Below are 18,229 nucleotides of genomic sequence, written 5' to 3'. Positions count from 1 at the left end.
ATTGGTTAAAAACTAACATTAACTCCAAATGTAAAAGTTCTAATAGATGGATAGAACGAATTTTCTATGTAGGACTGTGCCCCTAGAGCAGCCTCTGCATCAATGTTTGGAATGCTCTTATAAAGATAGCCAAGATTTCTCGCAGCAGCAGTTAAAGTCAACTTCTGAAGTTTGAGATTGTTTGCCCATCGTTGCGGAATGGTATATGAAACCGATATTTCTCTAAATTTAATATAATCGTTTTTATACAGGCGATCTGGCGGCCATGATGTACCGAGGTCGTTTATGTATGTGCCATAATAAGATGGTGCGCTAACAATTTGGTTATTTTTTACATAAGAGCCGTTTGCTTCCATAACACCGTCCAAAATTATACCATCGTGATAAATTATACCATCTTTGGAGTCCGATGGAGCAGCTGCGTTATGTTGCGTTTGGATAAATTTGTTGTTTTTATCGATATAATAAGCGACTCCACCGTGTTCTTCATCGCGGCCTGGTAAACTTTGTTTAATTACACCAGTCCCCATTAAATAATTGTTTGTATATGAAAATACGGATCCACCAAACTTGTAATCCAATCCAAGGTGGAAATTAAATCCCTTGAAAAAGAAGTCGTTCATAAATCCACCAAAGACATCTGGATTGACATTTTTTCCAATGTAAGAGACCGCGTCAGATAATTTGTATAATCCGTTTGGACCAACAATTTTATTTCCGTTCTCATCACGTTTATAGTCGTATGCTCTGATTTCACCAATTCTTTCACCCTCTTTGCCCCAGACTTGGAAACCACTATTTCCTGTAATGTATTTTTGGGTGAGTCCTGGATAAAGTGCTACGATTTTTGAAAATTGATTTGCGGCTGTTAATGTTAAATCCCATCTGAATTTTTCGTTGGCAATTGGTGCGGCTTTGATAAATATCTCGTGCCCCCAATTTCGCAGGTCACCTGTGTTGATACTCGCTGAGGGATAGCCCGTTGTGGGTGATATGGTCTGTTGGATGATCTGGTTGTAGGTATTGTTGTTATAAAATGCATAATCGACCTCTAAACGGTTATTTTGAAACCACCTTGTATTAAAGCCCAGTTCTATTTCTCTTTTTCGGAATGGTTTTATTTCTTCTAAAAATAGAGATTCCGGAGGTGTGACTGAAATTGGACCATATGAATATGGTATTTGACCAACTCGAAATGAATTATCCGCAAAATAACGGTTTCCTGTTGCGGTAAAAGGACCGCCTCCAACATTTGCCCAGGCCAAACGGAGCTTTCCATATTGTAATTTTGGAATTTTAAAATCATTGGAGAAATTCCAGGTATAGGAAAGACCTGGGTAGAAATAAGAATTTTTAGGGGAACGTAAAGTCGAATTCCAGTCATTCCGAGCCTGAATCTCCAGGTAATGGGTTTCTTTATACGACAATGTTGCCGAACCTAATACACTGTATAATACATCTGACCCACGGCTATTGCCCATTACTTGGTCGCGTGAACCAGCAGTTGGCCATCCGGTGATATTTGCATTTTGTAGCGAAAACCAATCGGGATAGAGTAAACCCATGTTACCCGTTGAGGTATACATGTTGTTGTCGGTAATTTTTTGGTATGCTCCACCGACAAAACCAAATAGATTCCAGTCCTTTTTGAAGGTATTTTCATATTTCATGAGACCTTGGTAGTTTTGGACGGTGGTATTTCTTTTGGTCCATTTATATCCGCCACCTATTCTGCTTGGTGTTAAACGAATTATTTTATTTTCTGTAATGAAATCGGTATTGGTATAATCAATGGATGCTTGTCCTATGAAAGAAACATGCGGACTGAATCGTAAGGTGGTCTTTATGGAGCTGACCAAATGGAATTTTTTATCTTGGTCCTTATTGTCGTTTTGTTCCCATAAGATATTGGATGTCGCATTCGGCCAATATCCTGGAGAACTTCCTGATAGACCATAGGGCTCTAAATCTTTTCGGAAGCCATCAGTATCATGATAAAATCCTTTGATCCAATTGTAGTCATAGTCCCGATTTAACCCTGTTGCCACCCATTGTTGAATATTTGGGCGTCTGTTGGTCGTATTTATGCTGTATAAATTGTTGACAAATTCGAAGCTGGCAAATTTCGAAGGCATAAAGTTTCCGTTGAAACTAAATGTATTTTGTTTCTGCTTGAAACCTGGTAAGATATCGTTGTAGGTATTTGTGGTGTATGATGCACGAGCACTACCAATTTCCCCCCCGCCAGCTACAGCAATATTTGTTCTATTGTTAACAGCGGTCTCAAAAAAATCGATAAAGTTATTTGGGTATGCGGTGTATTTGCTCATTGTGCTATCATAGAGCATAATGTCTGAATTGTCAAACTTAGGACCGAAACTAAATCGGCTTAAAGGAAGCTTTCTAACTTCTTTACCGTTGACCGTTGCATATTGAAGATCATTGGTGGAAGCACCTGAGCCATATTCATTTTGAAAATCGATATAGGTAAAAGGTTTGTCGATACTGAATTGCTGATTGACCTGAATTCCTAAACCCCTCGTTTTCCGTCCGCTTTTTGTAGTTACTAAAACAACACCATTCAAAGCCTGACTACCATAAAGCACGGTGGCTTTCGCGCCTTTTAAGATTTCAATGGATTCAATATCTTCAGCATTAAGATCGTTAATGCCCGATCCCATATCAAAAGAATTCAAAGGATCATATCCCCTTGATTCCATGGAAGTACTTTCGTCATAAAGCGGTACACCGTCTACAACAAATAGTGGTCGTGTATTAGTCCCAGATTCCAATCCTGCGGCTCCGCGAATACGAATATTAACGCCGCCTGTTGGACCACCTGAACCGATATTGATGCCCACACCCGCCGCTTTTCCGTACATTGCGAGAAAAGGGTTCTGAGTTGCACCCGCTTTTAGTAGGTCGTCGGAGGTAACGGTTGCTGTTGCATAGCCCAACGATTTTTTATCTCTTTTGATGCCCAAAGCTGTTACAACAACTTCACCTAATGAAGATTCGTCACTTTCCAATAAGATTTTAATTGTGCTCGCTGAACCGACAACGATTTCCTGAGGTTTGTAACCAATCATAGAAATTCGGATCGTTTGTCCTTTTTCAGCGTTGATTTTGAATGATCCGTGCTCGTTGGTAAGTGTTTTGGCAATTGAGCCTTTAACGGCTACAGTAGCTCCAGGAAGGGGGCCTGTTTTGTCTGACACACTGCCAGAAACCGTTTGTTGCGCGTAAAGTGCTGTTGCGCTAAACAGTGTGCATAGGGCTAAGCCTGCACTTTTTTTGTAAAAGACACTCATTTTCTACTATTTAAGGTTAATTAAATTGTTTAGTACTATATCAATCCTTGGGATCAGCTATAGCTTTTGGTTAAATGTTAATCTAAGGTACTCTAGTTAATAATCCGTCTGATCTGGCTTATTGCTCCAGATCGTTATGTTTAAAAAACAATATATGGTTAGTATAAATCTTGTTACATAAAATTAGGTATTTATTATTAAGTTCCAAATACTTTTTAAAAAAAAATAAAAAGAACTCTTGTTTGTGCCATTATTATTTTTTTTAATGCATAAATATGAATTGGGTAATCCCTATATTTACTAGCTAATCACTTAATTTATGATCAAACAACGTTATTATTCCTTGGATGTGTTTCGTGGGGCTACTGTGGCACTGATGATTATGGTAAATAATCCAGGGACATGGGCGCATATGTTTGCACCGCTGAAACATGCAGCCTGGCATGGGTGCTCACCCACGGATCTGGTTTTCCCGTTTTTTCTATTCGCTGTGGGGAATGCGATGTCCTTTGTGATTCCTCGCTTGCAAGAAGCAGGTCCGGCCGTTTTCTGGAAGAAAGTGCTTAAGCGTACGGTCTTAATTTTTGCAATTGGTCTTTTTATTAACTGGTGGCCTTTTATTAAATGGGAGGGGGCGGAACTGGTTTTTAAACAATGGGTAGATCCCAATGATCCAAGTCGAGGTATTCGTATCCTTGGGGTATTGCAACGTATTGCCATCGCTTATTGTTTTGCTTCTATATTAGCTTATTATTTTAAAGAAAAAGCAATTATCTGGATTTCTGCCAGTATACTATTGCTGTACTGGGCTGTTTGTGCATTAGCGGGGGGAGCGGATCCATATAGCTTAGAAGGATGGTTTGGAACAAAGTACGATATCGCTATTCTAGGGGTGCCGCATATTTATAAAGGTGAAGGTGTTCCATTCGATCCAGAGGGATTGATGAGTACTTTGCCGGCAGTAGTTCAGGTTGTGTTTGGTTATCTGGTGGGGGTGTTTATTAAGAAACAAGGCCAGGTGGACTGGCTCTGGTCTAAGGTGCCTGCTTCAAATGAACCTCATTTTAAGTTGTTGTCGGGGATGTTTGTGACTGGCTTTATCCTTGTTGTTTTGGCCTGGATCTGGGCGCTCGGCTTTCCGATCAATAAAAAAATCTGGACCAGTTCCTACGTGCTTTATACCACAGGACTTGCTACAATGACAATTGGTAGTATGATTTGGTTTATAGAGGTGCAGGGTGTCAAAAATAAATTGACCCAATTTTTTGATGTATTCGGCAAAAACCCTTTATTTATATTTGTACTGAGTGGAATTTTACCTCGCTTTTTGGGGCTATTCCGGATCCCGGATGGACTGGCTGAGGATGGAACACGAAAATATATTGACGCTTTTGGTTGGTTTTATAAATATATCTGTGCCCAGGTTCCCGGAATCCCGGAAGTTGGTTCTTTTGTCTATTCACTCTGTTTTTTGACCCTGATGTGGGTGATCTGCTACTGGCTGGACAAGAAAAAGATATATGTAAAAGTATAGTGAGAGCGAAGAGGTTATGAAGGTGTATTTGCTGATCAAAAAAAAAATACTACCTTTGCAGGCAATTAATAAATTTTTTAACGCTTTAATATTATTCAAGAGATGTATTTAAGTAAAGAGTACAAAGCTGGAATCTTCGCAGAATTTGCTGGATCAGCTACTAACACTGGATCTACAGAAGGTCAAGTTGCTTTATTCACTAAGAGAATTGCTCACTTAACTGAGCATTTGAAAAAGAACAGAAAAGATTTCGGTACACAACGTGCCCTACAAATGTTGGTAGGTAAACGTCGTTCATTATTGGCTTATCTTTACAAAACTGATATTAACCGTTACCGTGCGATCATCAAAGGTCTAGGTTTACGTGATATTATCAAATAAGCTTTTGTACAAAGGTTTTTAGGAAAGCCATCCAGATTTTGGATGGCTTTTTTTATGAGATATCTCGTCTTAGGTATTATAAAATATATGATAGTGTCATTAATAGCTATAGTCACACCTTTATCTTCCCCAAGTGTAGGCTGTCTGTATTACCTCCACAATAGCTCTCTACAAAAAATAGATACACTTCATAAGTCGCTTCCTTTCTATGCTCTGGAATATTAACGTCTTGTTTTCCAGATATTAAGCTATTTTTCGAGTCGTTCATCAAAAGTGGATATTCAACACCATTATCCGCTGCGCTGTACAGGATTAAGAAGGAATCGTAAGACCTTGTGTCAAACTTCTTCTCCAGATAGGCATCATATTCCCAAGTAACCTGAAGCACTTGTTTTTCTTGATCGAAATCCATCGTGTAGGAAGTGATGGGATTGGGGCTCCCTGGATAAGTGCTTCGTTCAGATTATAAGACATGGCGACATCGTATGCCCGCTTTGGATAGCTATACGCCTTATAACCTATCTTGATGATCGAATTTAACAGGTTAATATGCGACCTCACAATCTTGAAGCGTATTCTACTGAGCAGCTGTTCAGGAGTGGGCGCTTGTTTTTTTAACGCGGGGGAGAGAACGTACATAATTTCGTGTTTTCGTCAACACAAACACAACGGAACCTGCCTTCCCAGAAACAGTTCCATTAACGCCATTTTTGATGATTGCCATAACTAACTGATTATAATATGGATAGTTAAGATAGGCATTAAAGCCGAAACATCCTAATACCACATTATACCTAATAACAATTTTTAATCAATTTTTAGACAGTGATCAGTCACTGGTTATTCAGTCTTTACTGAATTATCACTGAGCAAACACTGAATGAGCACTGAACAAGTACTGTGAAAAGGACTAATTTGATCACTAGTTGATCCTAATGCTGCCCTCTAAAAATTAAAAGAGGAAAAAAGGGATAAAGCTACACTTGTGTAACGAAAATACCCAAATTTAAAAATCACGATTTCTGGCTTGATAAGTTGATGTGTTGATAGGGTGCTTTTTTAAAGCAAATTTTCAAAGAATGACGACGGTTGCATAACCTCCCTGTGGCCTTAGTACTGGCTTTGCGTATTTAGCTAACCGTTAATTGCATTAATCTTAATATTTTAATTTACCTTTGTGCTGAAATCTAACGTATTTAAAATATCGGCACGCTGCCAACAAGATGAAAAGCGTGTCAAAAACAAGATTAAATGAATTACAACGAAATTAAAACAACCATCGATATGGGTAATGGCACCCAAATCGAATTGTCTACAGGAAAATTAGCGAAACAAGCTGATGGTGCTGTAGTATTAAAACAAGGTGATACGATGTTGCTTGCAACTGTCGTTTCTGCCAAAGAAGCTAAATCTGGTGTTGATTTTTTACCACTTTCAGTAGATTATCAAGAGAAATATGCGGCTACTGGCCGTATCCCAGGTGGTTTCTTACGTCGTGAGGCTAGATTGTCAGACTATGAAGTATTGATTTCTCGTTTGGTAGATCGCGCATTACGTCCATTATTCCCTGAAAACTATCACGCAGATACACAAGTTGCCATCAGCTTAATCTCTGCTGACAAAGATATCATGCCTGACGCTTTAGCTGGTCTGGCAGCATCTGCTGCAATTGCAGTTTCTGATATTCCTTTTAATGGTCCTATCTCAGAAGTTCGTGTAGCGAAAATCGACGGTCAATTGGTCATCAATCCAAAATTATCTGAACTTGAAAATGCAACTTTAGAATTTATCGTTGCTGGTTCTGCTCAGGATATCGGTATGGTGGAAGGTGAAGCCAAAGAAATTTCAGAAGCTGAAATGGTTGAAGCAATTGCTTTTGCTCATGAGGCTATCAAAAAACAAGTTGCTGCACAGGTGGAATTGGCCAATTTGGTTGGTAAAACGGTGAAACGTGAATATAATCACGAGCCTGAAAACCTTGAATTGAGAGATTCAATTTTTGCTGCTACTTATGATAAAGTATACGCAATTGCAAAATCAGCTTCTGCAAAACATGACCGTTCTGAAAACTTTGCAAAAATTGCAGAAGAATATAGAGCAACAATGCCTGAAGAGTTGGATGACGATACCGCATTCTTGTTCAAAAAATATTTCCACGATGTTCAGTATGATGCTGTCCGTAATCTAGTTTTAGATGAAGGCATGCGTTTAGATGGACGTAACGTGCGTACTGTACGCCCAATCTGGTCTGAAGTGGATTACTTGCCAGCGGCACACGGTTCTGCTGTATTCACACGTGGTGAAACACAAGCGTTGACTTCGGTTACTTTAGGTGCTAAAGACGATGAGCAAATGATTGATGGTGCTTTTATCAACGGTTATAACAAATTTATCCTGCACTACAACTTCCCCGCATTTTCTACAGGTGAAGTAAGACCAAACAGAGGTCCTGGTCGTCGTGAAGTTGGTCATGGTAACTTGGCGATGCGTTCATTGAAACAAGTATTACCTGCCGATAACGAAAACCCATATACAATACGTGTGGTTTCTGATATTTTGGAATCCAATGGTTCTTCTTCCATGGCGACTGTATGTGCTGGTACATTGGCTCTTTTGGATGCTGGTGTGAAGTTGAAAGCTCCTGTATCTGGTATCGCAATGGGATTGATCTCTGATGAGAAAACTGGTAAATATGCAATTTTATCGGATATCTTAGGTGATGAAGATCACTTAGGTGATATGGACTTTAAAGTAACGGGTACTGAGAAAGGTATCGTTGCTTGTCAAATGGACTTAAAAATCAATGGTTTGAAATGGGAAGTGTTGACACAGGCTTTGGATCAAGCGAAAGAAGCTCGTTTACACATCTTAGGTGAAATGAAGAAAACCATTTCTGCTCCACGTGAAGACTACAAACCACATGCACCTCGTATCGTTCAATTGTTGATCGATAAAGAATTTATTGGAGCTGTGATCGGCCCAGGTGGTAAGATCATCCAAGAAATGCAACGTGAGACTGGTGCAACAATCTCTATCGAAGAAGTTGATAATAAAGGTGTCGTTCAGGTATTCGCAGATAACAAGGCAGCTATTGATGATGCTGTAGGTCGTATCAAAGCGATTGCTTCTAAACCGGAGATCGGAGAAACTTACGAAGGTAAAGTAAAATCAATTATGCCATTTGGTGCATTTGTTGAGATTATGCCGGGTAAAGATGGTTTGTTACACATTTCTGAAATTGACTGGAAACGTCTTGAAACAATGGACGGAATCTTCAAAGAAGGTGATAAAGTAACAGTTAAATTGTTGGATATCGACAAGCAAGGTAAAATGAAACTTTCACGTAAAGCTTTATTGCCTCGCCCTCCAAGAGAAGATAAGCCAAAACAAGATAACGCGAATGGCGAAGCTCCTGTAGCTGGTGCCGGTCAAGAATAAGCTTGTTCTTAAACAAATATAAAAAAGCCCGCTATTAGCGGGCTTTTTTTTGTACGCTAAATATTGACTAGCTTTAGCTATATATCTGAGCTTATGATTCGATTATGGAGTCTTCTTTTGTTGTCTATATTATGCGTTCCTGTTGTTGCACAGGTGCTAACACCTGCTGATACAGGAAGGATCTTTAATACAGTTGATATCTTTCTTGAACCAAGGGATGGGATGGAGAACTTTAAGATCCGTTGGTTACATTATCTAAAAGAAGCTAAGGGAGAAGGTCGGTTGGACAAAGCGATCCATGCTGATCATATATTTGAGGTACTTGTCGAAAAAGACGGGATACTATTGGATAGGAGAAGCGGTTCTAAAGATCTGGTTCTACTTGATTTTCTAAGAATACAAAAAAGATGGAGCCCGGGGATTCAATCCGGGCGCCCGATATGTTATCTTTTGAAACTAAAGGTTCCCAAAGAATTGTTCGGTAAAATAGCGATAGAAGAATTGATTGTTCGGGAGGATTTGGTGAAGCAGGAGCATCTTAAAGAATAAAACAAAACAGGCTGTCATTTCGACAGCCTGTTTTGTTTTTATAGCATAATAACACCTTTTATCTTGGCAACTTCTTTGTAGAAGTAAATGACCTGATCTGCATCTTTTACATTCAGGTTGACTGTGATCGAGGTGTATTTTCCTGTTTTGGAATCCTTGAAGTCAAACCGTGCATCGGTATCATCAAATACTTGTTGGATCTGGTTGAAATGATCTTGATCCTTTGGTAAGATAAACTTATAGGTATAGTCTTTTGGGAAGGTCTCCAAATCTTCTAATCTTTCTTTGAAGCTTTCATAGAAGTCTTTTGGATTCTCACCATCATCAGGGATGTCTTGTATATTGATGTTTTTGTAATCTGCCATTTTGTGTTCTCCTTAATTTTATATAGTAAGGTATTAACAAATATTAATCCATGAATGTTTTGCTGACAATTTTTCAGTTAATTATTGTCAACGCTTGTGGGTCTGTCGGATTTATTTTTTCCGAAGTTTTTGTTCGGCGTAGCGCTCATCTCAATTTCCATCAGACCTCCCTGTAGCAATTGCGCATGTGTGATGAAAGTCTTGGTGTAAGGTTTTCCGTCCAATTTAATCGATTTGATGTATTGGTTTGCTTTACCTTGGTTTTTGACTGTAATCGCTAGCGTTTTACCATTTGGCAAATTGATGTTGGCATGTTCCATCATCGGCGAACCAAATACATAAACACCGCTCATGGCATTCAATGGATAGAATCCCATCGCGGAGAATACATACCATGCGCTCATCTGACCGACGTCATCGTTACCACAAAGTCCTGCCGGTGTATTTGTATAGAAATCGGTCATCGCTTTACGCGCCAAAGCTGCACCTTTCCAAGGTTGCCCTGCATATGCATATAAGTAAGGGATGTGGTGGTTGGGCTCGTTGCCCTGTGCGTATTGGCCGATTAGCCCCGAGATATCTGGAGAAGCTTCTCCACCGAGATCCGAAGACATGGTTGTGAAGTAATCCAGTTTCTTTAAAAATTGCTGTTCGCCGCCAAAAAGATTGATCAAACCTGTCACATCTTGTGGTACCAACCAGGTATATTGCCATGCATTTCCTTCACAGTAATCATTTTCACGGTGCTTGGCCATTAATGGATCAAAAGGTCTGCGGAATTCACCGTTCGCTTTTCTACCAACAAAGTGACCAACTTCTTTATCAAAATATTGCTCATATAGTTTATAGCGTTTTTTGAAATAAGCAGCATCTTCTGTTTTTCCTAATTTCTCTGCAATTTTATAAGCGCCAAAGTCGGCGATAGCATATTCTAATGCCCAAGCTACAGATTCATTCGGCATACTGTCAATAGGAATATAAGTCAGGTCGCGCGCAAATTTCAATCCATGGTCATTGCCCATAGCGGTTGTTTTGACGGCTTCCCACACCAAAGGATAATCCTTCTCGTCGATGATTCCTTTTAAGAAGGCATCTGCGATGACCGGAATGGCTGGCAAGCCAACCATAGTGTTGGTTTCGTTACCCTGTAAATGCCACATGGGTAATTTCCCTTGTTGTTGATAGATCGCAAGCATCGTTTTGATAAAATCCTGATTGATCTTACGGTCCTCAAGGATGGTCATCAGTGGATGAAGCCCACGATAGGTATCCCAAAGGGAGAATACGGTATGATTTACAAAATCTTGCTTTTCGTACACCTGTTTATCTGTACCCAAATAATCGCCGTTTGCATCGTTGAAAATTGTAGGAGCGAAATAGGTGTGGTATAAAGCGGTATAGAAGATTGTTTTTGTATCCTTATCTGCTTCAAACTGGATTTTGTTCAAGGTTTTATTCCAACGTTGATCGGCTTCTTGTTTTACTTTCTCAAAATTCCAACCCGGAATCTCCGCATTGATATTATTTAAGGCATTGGTCGAGCTGACGGGTGAAATACCGACTTTCAGTTCAATGTTCTTGTGTTTAGTCGCATCAAAGAAAAGCGCTGCTTTGATCGCTTGTCCTTTGAAGGTCGTCTGACCGAATTTTTCGTCTTTGCCATCAAAGAACCTAACCTTTTGGATAGGTTGCGAAGTTTTTATGGCAAAGTACAGTTTTTGGTCACTGGCCCAGCCTGTGGAGAAACGATAACCAACGAATGTTGAATCATTGATCTGTTTGATATAGGTATCGGTTGGTTTGTCCCAATTGATGTGATAACCTAGGTCAACCAAGATATGAGCATTGTCTGTTTTTTCGTATCGGTATTGATGGTAACCAACTCTTTCCGTTGCAGTGAGATTGGCCTGAACTTTATAGTCATCCAGATAGGCACTGTAAAATCCGGGCTTAGCGACTTCATTTTCTTTTTTGAATGATGAGCCATAACCGGTATTCATTTTGTTGAATTCTGCAGGTGTCAATTGTAGCTTGCCATTCGCCGGAACGATCATAAGATCATTGAGGTCACCTATACCTGTTCCGCTCAGATGGGTGTGGGTAAAACCCAATATTTCCTGGCTTTTGTAATTGTAGCCGCTGCACCAATCCCAGCCATTGAATTTGTCCCAGATCTGTGGAATTTGGGTTGGCCCAAGTTGTACCGCACCTAGTGGTACATTGGCTCCGACAAACACGTGTCCGTGATCTGCTGATCCAATAAATGGATTGACATATTGTGTTAAATTTTGCTGAGCTTGAACGCAAAATGGTAAAATTAGCGTGCCCAACACTGTTGTGATGAGTTTATTTCCTGTCATAGGTTTTGTGTTCGGGTATTTGAAACTGCTTAAAATTAGTAAATAAAACCTTTTAGCGCAATTTTATTATTATTTTAGTAAATTGTCGTTAAATTTTTTACTTTAGTAATCTTCGAAATAAAAACTTAACAAACCTACTCTACATGAAGAAACGTATTCTGATCAGTGATATCGCAAAGGCGTTGGGAATTTCTGTAACTACAGTATCCTTTATTTTGAATGACAAGGCAAAAGAGAAGCGTATCAGCGAAGCGTTGACCAAGCGCGTATTGGATTATGTCAAGAAAGTAGGGTATAAGCCAAATGAATTGGCGAAAAGCTTACGAACCGGAAAAACCAAGATTTTAGGTTTGATTATCGAAGACATCTCGAATCCTTTCTTTGGCAATATCGCGCGTCTGATCGAAAGCAAAGTCTACGAGCAGGGATACCGCATTATTTACTGTAGTACGAATAACGATGTCGAGAAGGCGAAGGAACTGATCCAGATGTTTTACGATCGTCAGGTTGACGGTTTTATCATTACGCCTTCAGATGGTTTGGAGGATACAGTCAAACAATTGCAGCAAAGTAATATTCCTGTTGTACTTTTTGACCGCTATTTTCCGGATCTGGAGACAGACTATGTTGGCGCAGACAATTTTCAGGGGGCTTTTGATGCGACCAGTCATTTATGTCAACAGGCGTTTAAGCGTATCGGCTTTGTGTCTCTATACTCGGATCAGACCCAGATGAAGGAGCGTTCGGAAGGTTATCTGAAAGCAATGGATAATAATAAGCAACAAAGTTTTATTCAGAAGGTGCAGATGGATGCGTCGGATGACGAAGCAATGGAATCCCTAAAAGATTTTATTTGTGAAAACCGTTTGGATGCTGTTTTATTTTCGACCAATTATCTGGCGATTTTTGGATTAAAAGCTTCGAAGAAATATAATTTTGTCATGCCGGCAATGATCGCCTTCGATGATCATACCGTATTTAAATTACTGGAGCCATCCATCACTGTTGTTTCACAGCCGATCAAGGAGATTGCAGAAAATCTGATCAACATACTTTTGCTCCGTCTGCAGGGCAAAATAAAAGCAACACGTAAGATGGTGTTGCCTTGTGAATTGAAAATTCGTGAGTCGACGAAAGCAAAGGTTACTTTGTAGTATCCGCTACGAATTTCATTGAAATAGAATTGACGCAATGGCGCGTGTTTTTTGCCGTGAAACCTTCCCCAAGAAAAACATGCCCCAAATGCGCACCACAATTGGTACAGAGGATTTCCGTACGGCGTCCATCTGCATCCGTGATCCGCGTGATTGCTTCAGGGATCTCATCGTCAAAGCTTGGCCAGCCACAGCCAGATTCAAATTTTGATTCCGAACGGTACAGTGGACTATCGCAACGTCGACAAATGTAAGTTCCTTTCACTTTGTTGTCCAAAAGTGCACCCGTAAAAGGACGTTCCGTCCCTTTATGCACAATCACATATTCTTCTTCTTTGCTTAACGGGTTGTGTTTTTTATTCGTTTCCATTTTTGTAGTCTGTTTAATGTTCTGCTGACCCTGACAGGAATAGCCCATTAGGAACAAGCAGATACAGTAGCTATATAATAGCGCTTTCATACTTATAAAGTTACGGAATTAATATGGGAAAAAGTTTTTTTAGCGCGGAATGATCTTGATATTCAGGTATTTTAAATTGTCATGGTAATGTCTTATATTTGATAGGAGTACCATGATGAAAAGTTAAGGCAATTGATGTACTTCGTTCGCATAATAGGGATTTAATGTGGTTTAAACGCAATTGTTTAGAATGATTATAAATTGATATTAAAGGTCACAAAATTGTCAGCGATTTGTTAATAAATCATACTTTTGTGGCATTGTTAGGGGGGTAGTGGCTCCTTTAACCATGGGAGTTAATTTTTTACATTCACAAATAAATAGTATAAAGTGCTAAATATGAGAACTATCTCATCCGTTTTGGGAAGCCTTGCGAGGGTGGTGTCAACGAGTTTGATGCTATTATTTGCCGTTACGACGTTGCATGCGCAAGATGTCAAGGAAGGTGAAAAAATCTTCAAATCTAAGTGTACATCCTGTCACGCCATTGACAGAAAAGTAGTTGGGCCTGCTTTGAAAGGAGTTCCAGATACGAAATCTGAAGAATGGTTGATTAAATGGATCCGTAACTCTCAAGCTTTAATTGCTACAGGTGATGCTGAGGCCGTTAAAATCTTTGAAGAGTACAACAAATCTGTGATGACTTCTTTTACGGATTTATCTGACGATCAGATTAAATCGGTAATTGCGTTTATCAAAGATGCCTCAGTAGAGAAACCGAAAGATCCTACTAAAGATGGCGCTGCTGCAAAAGATGATAATGCATCAATGTTCATGATTTTGGGCTTGATCGCTGTTGTTGTTTTGGCGGTTGTTGTGATCGTGGTGTTGAACCGTGTGATCCGTACCTTAGAAAATGTAATTGCTAAGAATCAGGAAGCTATTGCTGCGCAAGAGGAACCTGAGGATAATCAACGTTTTGTGAAGTTTGCGAAAGCATTCGTTAAAAACAAAAAATTGGTTGGATTTACCGTGTTGATGCTTGTTGCTTTATTGGCAGTAGGTGGTTGGAAGACGATGTGGAACGTCGGTGTTCACGAAGGTTACAAACCTGTTCAGCCAATCAAGTTCTCACACCAAATCCACGCTGGTGTAAATAAAATAGAGTGTCAATACTGTCACGGTGGTGCATTTAAATCTAAAAATGCTTCTATTCCATCGGCTAACGTATGTATGAACTGCCACAATACAGTCACTGCGTCGGAGCATTATGATGGTGAGATTTCTCCAGAAATTGCTAAAATCTATCGTGCATTGGATTGGAATCCTGAGACACGTACTTATGGTAACAATCCGAAACCAATTCAATGGGTTCGTATCCATAACTTGCCTGATTTCGCTTACTTCAATCACTCACAACACGTTGTGGTTGCAGGAGTAGAGTGTCAGACTTGTCACGGTCCGATCCAAAACATGGAAGAAGTATACCAATACTCTCCATTGACGATGAAATGGTGTGTTGATTGTCACAAAAAGACAGATATCAAATCAGATAATAAATATTATGAAGATTTGATCAAGGCACACGAAAGAATTAAGAAAGGTGAGAAAATGACTGCAGCCATGATCGGTGGTCTTGAGTGTGGTAAATGTCACTATTAATAATTATTTGAAATACGCAATCTTATATACAGCTTAAATGGATAGCAATAAAAAATATTGGAAAGGTTTGGAAGAGTTAAATCAAACTCCTGCTTTCGTTGAGGGAAGCAAGGGTGAGTTTGCCGAATCTATTCCTGTAGAAGATGTATTAAACGAAGCTGGCTTGAGTACTAAAACTCCTCGCCGTGACTTCTTGAAAGCATTAGGTTTTGGTTTGGGTGCTGTTTCTTTAGCGGCTTGTAACCGTACTCCTGTGCATAAGGCAGTTCCTTATTTGATTAAACCTGAAGAGGTAACTCCAGGTATCCCTAACTATTATACGTCGACATTCAATGGTCAAAGTATCTTAGTTAAAACGCGTGAAGGTCGCCCTATCAATGTTGAACCTAACCCTAATGCAATTGGTTTGAACCAAGGTTTGGATTCAACAACTGCTGCTTCGGTATTGGATTTATATGATGAATCTAAATTGAAGCAAGCGCAATTGAAAGGTCAAGATGTTGAGTGGTCTAAATTGGATGGGGAAGTTGTTAAAGCATTGACTGCTGCTGCATCTTCTGGTAAACAAATTACGATCGTTTCTAATACTGTAAACAGTCCTTCAACTTTGGCAGCTATCGCTGCTTTCGCAACGAAATTCCCTACAGCGAATCATGTACAATACGATGCTGTTTCTTACAGCGGTATTATCGAAGCAAATAAAGCTTCTTTTGGTAAAGCTGTAGTTCCTTCATACAATTTTGATAAAGCAAATGTAATCGTTTCAGTTGCTGCTGATTTCTTAGGAACTTGGTTGGCAGGTGAAGAGCATACACAACAATACGCTAAAAATCGTGACTATAAATCATTGAAAAATGGAAAAATGTCACGTCACGTGCAATTTGAGTCTGGTCTTTCAATGACTGGTACAAATGCGGATGCGCGTATTGCTATCAAACCTTCGGAAGAAGGTGCTACCTTGGTCGCTTTATATAATGCAATCACCGGTCAAACATTAGCTGGTGCGACTGCAAACAAAAAGGCACAAAAAGGTGTAGCGCTAGCGGCAAAAGAATTGGTGAACAGCAAAGGCGCTGCCGTGGTTGTTGCCGGTTCTAATGATGTGAATGTTCAGGTATTGGTCAATGCAATCAACGTTGCATTGGGCGCTTACGGTACAATCATTGATTTAGATAACTATTCTAAACAATACCAAGGTTCGGATTCTTCTTTCCAAGCTTTCTTAGCTGCTGCAAAAGGTGGTCAGGTGGGTGTGGCGTTCTTCTTGAACAGCAACCCTGTATATGACTACTTCAAAGCGGATGATGTAAAAGCGGCTTTGAAACAGATTCCTTTCACATTATCATTTGCACAACGTGCTGATGAGACTGCGTCGGAATTGACAGCGATCGCTCCTGCAAGTACTTTCTTGGAGTCTTGGGGTGATGCTAACCCGAAAGAAGGTTTGTACTCTATTGTTCAACCTACAATCAATCCTGTTTTCCAAACGCGTCAAGTTGAGCAAAGCTTGTTGACTTGGGCAGGAAACACAACAGATATGTACAACTTTGTTAAGAACTTGTGGTCTACACAAATCTTAGCTGGTTCTACGAAAAACTGGGATGCTGTATTGCAAACTGGTTTTGAATATAAAGGTGCTAAAGCTGCAAGTGCTCCTGCATTTACAGGAAATGCTGCTGCTGCCGCTACTGCAATCGAAGCTTCTAGTAAAGCAATCACTGGTGAGTTTGAATTGAAACTTTACGAACCTTCTGCTCTTCGCGATGGTCGTTACGCAAACAACGCTTACTTACAGGAATTGCCTGATCCAGTCTCTAAAGTAACTTGGGACAACTATGCTGCCCTAAATCCAAAAGATGCTGAAAAACTAGGCTTAGGTGAAGATGGTAAAGTAACTGTAAAAGCAAATGGTGTTGAATTGGAATTGCCTGTTGTACAACAACCAGGTCAAGCACAAGGAACTGTTTCAGTTGCTGTAGGTTACGGTCGTACTAAAGTTGGTAAAGCAGGTAATGAAGTTGGTAAAAACGCATTCCCATTTGCTTCTATCATCAACGGTACTGTTCAAGGTGTTGCAAAAGCAACTGTAGCGAAAGCTTCTGGAACTTACCAATTGGCACAAACACAAACACACCACACCATCGAAGGTCGTAACGTGATTCGTGAGACTACGTTTGCGAAATATTTGAAAGATCCTAACTCTGAGGCGGGACGCTTTACAGATAATCACAAAACGTACGATTTGTGGAACAAATATGAGCAACCGGGTCACAAATGGGTGATGGCGATCGACTTGAACGCATGTACAGGTTGTGGTGCTTGTATCGTTGCTTGTAACGTAGAGAATAACATCCCTGTTGTAGGTCGTGACGAGGTTCGTCGTCGTCGTGAGATGCATTGGTTACGTATCGACCGTTACTATACAATCGAAGGTAAAGATCAAGATCTTACAAAAGAGAAAGAGATTGCGAAAGCTTCAGCTGAATTGGATTTCGAAGATATCACTGTTGTTCACCAACCAATGTTGTGTCAGCACTGTGGTCACGCACCTTGTGAAACTGTATGTCCGGTATTGGCAACAGTACACTCTTCAGAAGGTCTGAACCATATGGCTTACAACCGTTGTTTCGGTACACGTTACTGTGCGAACAACTGTCCGTTCAAAGTACGTCGTTTCAACTGGTTCGCATACTGGAATGATTCACGTTTTGACAACTACTTGAACAATGAGTTTACACAATTGGTGTTGAATCCAGATGTAGTAACTCGTTCACGTGGGGTAATGGAAAAATGTTCAATGTGTATCCAACGTATCCAATCAGGTAAATTACAAGCTAAGATTGAAAATCGCAAAGTTAAAGATGGCGATATCCAAATGGCTTGTCAACAAGCATGTTCGGCAAATGCAATTATTTTTGGGGATGCGAATGATCCAGAATCAGAAGTTTCCAAAGCATTGCGCAATGAGCGTGTTTATTACGTACTTGAGGAAATCAATGTTCAACCGGGTATCGGTTATATGACAAAAGTTAGAAACACTTTTGAGGCGTAATCTTGTACAATATTTGAAATAAA

General features: G+C 39.9%; 13 protein-coding genes. 7 read left to right on the top strand and 6 right to left on the bottom strand.

What is annotated here, in order from left to right; translation table 11 throughout:
• Window positions 1-5 precede the first annotated feature (5 nt).
• Window positions 6-3,311, bottom strand: a complete 3,306-nt coding sequence (locus AC07UV_RS04395) for a SusC/RagA family TonB-linked outer membrane protein (protein WP_495182847.1) — start codon at window positions 3,309-3,311, stop codon at window positions 6-8.
• A gap of 319 nt (window positions 3,312-3,630) precedes the next feature.
• Here AC07UV_RS04395 and AC07UV_RS04390 point away from each other — a divergent pair, with 319 nt between their 5' ends.
• A complete protein-coding gene (locus AC07UV_RS04390; RefSeq protein WP_495182846.1) occupies window positions 3,631-4,845 on the top strand; it encodes an acyltransferase family protein in 1,215 nt (404 codons plus the stop codon).
• A gap of 102 nt (window positions 4,846-4,947) precedes the next feature.
• The gene (rpsO, locus tag AC07UV_RS04385; RefSeq protein WP_120261475.1) at window positions 4,948-5,226 is read left to right on the top strand and encodes a 30S ribosomal protein S15; all 279 of its coding nucleotides are present in this window, start codon (window positions 4,948-4,950) and stop codon (window positions 5,224-5,226) included.
• Window positions 5,227-5,338: 112 nt separating this feature from the next.
• Here rpsO and AC07UV_RS04380 read toward each other — a convergent pair whose 3' ends face one another.
• Both AC07UV_RS04380 and AC07UV_RS04375 read right to left on the bottom strand, forming a co-directional pair.
• Window positions 5,339-5,638: a hypothetical protein gene (locus tag AC07UV_RS04380; RefSeq protein WP_495182918.1), complete on the bottom strand. Its 300-nt coding sequence runs from the start codon at window positions 5,636-5,638 to the stop codon at window positions 5,339-5,341.
• Window positions 5,539-5,865 (bottom strand): DUF6266 family protein, encoded by a 327-nt coding sequence (locus tag AC07UV_RS04375; RefSeq protein ID WP_495182845.1) that lies wholly within the window; start codon window positions 5,863-5,865, stop codon window positions 5,539-5,541. The genes AC07UV_RS04380 and AC07UV_RS04375 overlap by 100 nt, the downstream gene beginning before the upstream one ends.
• A 612-nt stretch (window positions 5,866-6,477) precedes the next feature.
• Between AC07UV_RS04375 and pnp the strand changes: the two genes are divergently transcribed.
• Both pnp and AC07UV_RS04365 read left to right on the top strand, forming a co-directional pair.
• Window positions 6,478-8,664 carry a polyribonucleotide nucleotidyltransferase gene (pnp, locus tag AC07UV_RS04370; protein ID WP_495182844.1) on the top strand — a complete coding sequence of 729 codons (2,187 nt, stop codon included), beginning with the start codon at window positions 6,478-6,480 and terminating at the stop codon, window positions 8,662-8,664.
• 93 nt (window positions 8,665-8,757) lie between these two features.
• On the top strand, window positions 8,758-9,213 hold the full coding sequence (locus AC07UV_RS04365; protein WP_495182843.1) for a hypothetical protein: 456 nt from the start codon (window positions 8,758-8,760) through the stop codon (window positions 9,211-9,213).
• A gap of 38 nt (window positions 9,214-9,251) precedes the next feature.
• On the opposite strand, the gene AC07UV_RS04360 is transcribed toward AC07UV_RS04365, so the two are convergent.
• Both AC07UV_RS04360 and AC07UV_RS04355 read right to left on the bottom strand, forming a co-directional pair.
• The gene (locus AC07UV_RS04360; RefSeq protein ID WP_495182842.1) at window positions 9,252-9,578 is read right to left on the bottom strand and encodes a DUF493 domain-containing protein; all 327 of its coding nucleotides are present in this window, start codon (window positions 9,576-9,578) and stop codon (window positions 9,252-9,254) included.
• A 77-nt stretch (window positions 9,579-9,655) separates the two neighbouring features.
• Window positions 9,656-11,938 (bottom strand): GH92 family glycosyl hydrolase, encoded by a 2,283-nt coding sequence (locus AC07UV_RS04355; protein WP_495182841.1) that lies wholly within the window; start codon window positions 11,936-11,938, stop codon window positions 9,656-9,658.
• Between the two features lie 143 nt (window positions 11,939-12,081).
• Between AC07UV_RS04355 and AC07UV_RS04350 the strand changes: the two genes are divergently transcribed.
• Window positions 12,082-13,092: a LacI family DNA-binding transcriptional regulator gene (locus AC07UV_RS04350; protein ID WP_495182840.1), complete on the top strand. Its 1,011-nt coding sequence runs from the start codon at window positions 12,082-12,084 to the stop codon at window positions 13,090-13,092.
• Here the strand turns inward: AC07UV_RS04350 and AC07UV_RS04345 are convergent.
• The gene (locus AC07UV_RS04345; RefSeq protein WP_495182839.1) at window positions 13,082-13,552 is read right to left on the bottom strand and encodes a methionine-R-sulfoxide reductase; all 471 of its coding nucleotides are present in this window, start codon (window positions 13,550-13,552) and stop codon (window positions 13,082-13,084) included. The two genes, AC07UV_RS04350 and AC07UV_RS04345, sit on opposite strands and share 11 nt — an antisense overlap.
• A gap of 339 nt (window positions 13,553-13,891) precedes the next feature.
• On the opposite strand from AC07UV_RS04345, the gene AC07UV_RS04340 reads away from it, so the two are divergent.
• Window positions 13,892-15,154, top strand: coding sequence for a cytochrome c3 family protein (locus AC07UV_RS04340; RefSeq protein ID WP_495182838.1), 1,263 nt, complete (start codon window positions 13,892-13,894; stop codon window positions 15,152-15,154).
• Between the two features lie 37 nt (window positions 15,155-15,191).
• The gene (locus tag AC07UV_RS04335; protein ID WP_495182837.1) at window positions 15,192-18,206 is read left to right on the top strand and encodes a TAT-variant-translocated molybdopterin oxidoreductase; all 3,015 of its coding nucleotides are present in this window, start codon (window positions 15,192-15,194) and stop codon (window positions 18,204-18,206) included.
• Window positions 18,207-18,229: the final 23 nt, after the last annotated feature.

Source organism: Sphingobacterium sp. GW821-FHT03E03 (genome assembly GCF_059420745.1).
Note: the sequence above shows the minus strand (reverse complement) of the source record. Positions and strands in the feature narration are given on the sequence as shown.

Coding starts and splice junctions, on each gene's coding strand:
- AC07UV_RS04395 (WP_495182847.1), bottom strand. CDS start 3,311: ATGAGTGTCTTTTACAAAAAAAGTGCAGGCTTAGCCCTATGCACACTG.
- AC07UV_RS04390 (WP_495182846.1), top strand. CDS start 3,631: ATGATCAAACAACGTTATTATTCCTTGGATGTGTTTCGTGGGGCTACT.
- rpsO (WP_120261475.1), top strand. CDS start 4,948: ATGTATTTAAGTAAAGAGTACAAAGCTGGAATCTTCGCAGAATTTGCT.
- AC07UV_RS04380 (WP_495182918.1), bottom strand. CDS start 5,638: ATGGATTTCGATCAAGAAAAACAAGTGCTTCAGGTTACTTGGGAATAT.
- AC07UV_RS04375 (WP_495182845.1), bottom strand. CDS start 5,865: ATGTACGTTCTCTCCCCCGCGTTAAAAAAACAAGCGCCCACTCCTGAA.
- pnp (WP_495182844.1), top strand. CDS start 6,478: ATGAATTACAACGAAATTAAAACAACCATCGATATGGGTAATGGCACC.
- AC07UV_RS04365 (WP_495182843.1), top strand. CDS start 8,758: ATGATTCGATTATGGAGTCTTCTTTTGTTGTCTATATTATGCGTTCCT.
- AC07UV_RS04360 (WP_495182842.1), bottom strand. CDS start 9,578: ATGGCAGATTACAAAAACATCAATATACAAGACATCCCTGATGATGGT.
- AC07UV_RS04355 (WP_495182841.1), bottom strand. CDS start 11,938: ATGACAGGAAATAAACTCATCACAACAGTGTTGGGCACGCTAATTTTA.
- AC07UV_RS04350 (WP_495182840.1), top strand. CDS start 12,082: ATGAAGAAACGTATTCTGATCAGTGATATCGCAAAGGCGTTGGGAATT.
- AC07UV_RS04345 (WP_495182839.1), bottom strand. CDS start 13,552: ATGAAAGCGCTATTATATAGCTACTGTATCTGCTTGTTCCTAATGGGC.
- AC07UV_RS04340 (WP_495182838.1), top strand. CDS start 13,892: ATGAGAACTATCTCATCCGTTTTGGGAAGCCTTGCGAGGGTGGTGTCA.
- AC07UV_RS04335 (WP_495182837.1), top strand. CDS start 15,192: ATGGATAGCAATAAAAAATATTGGAAAGGTTTGGAAGAGTTAAATCAA.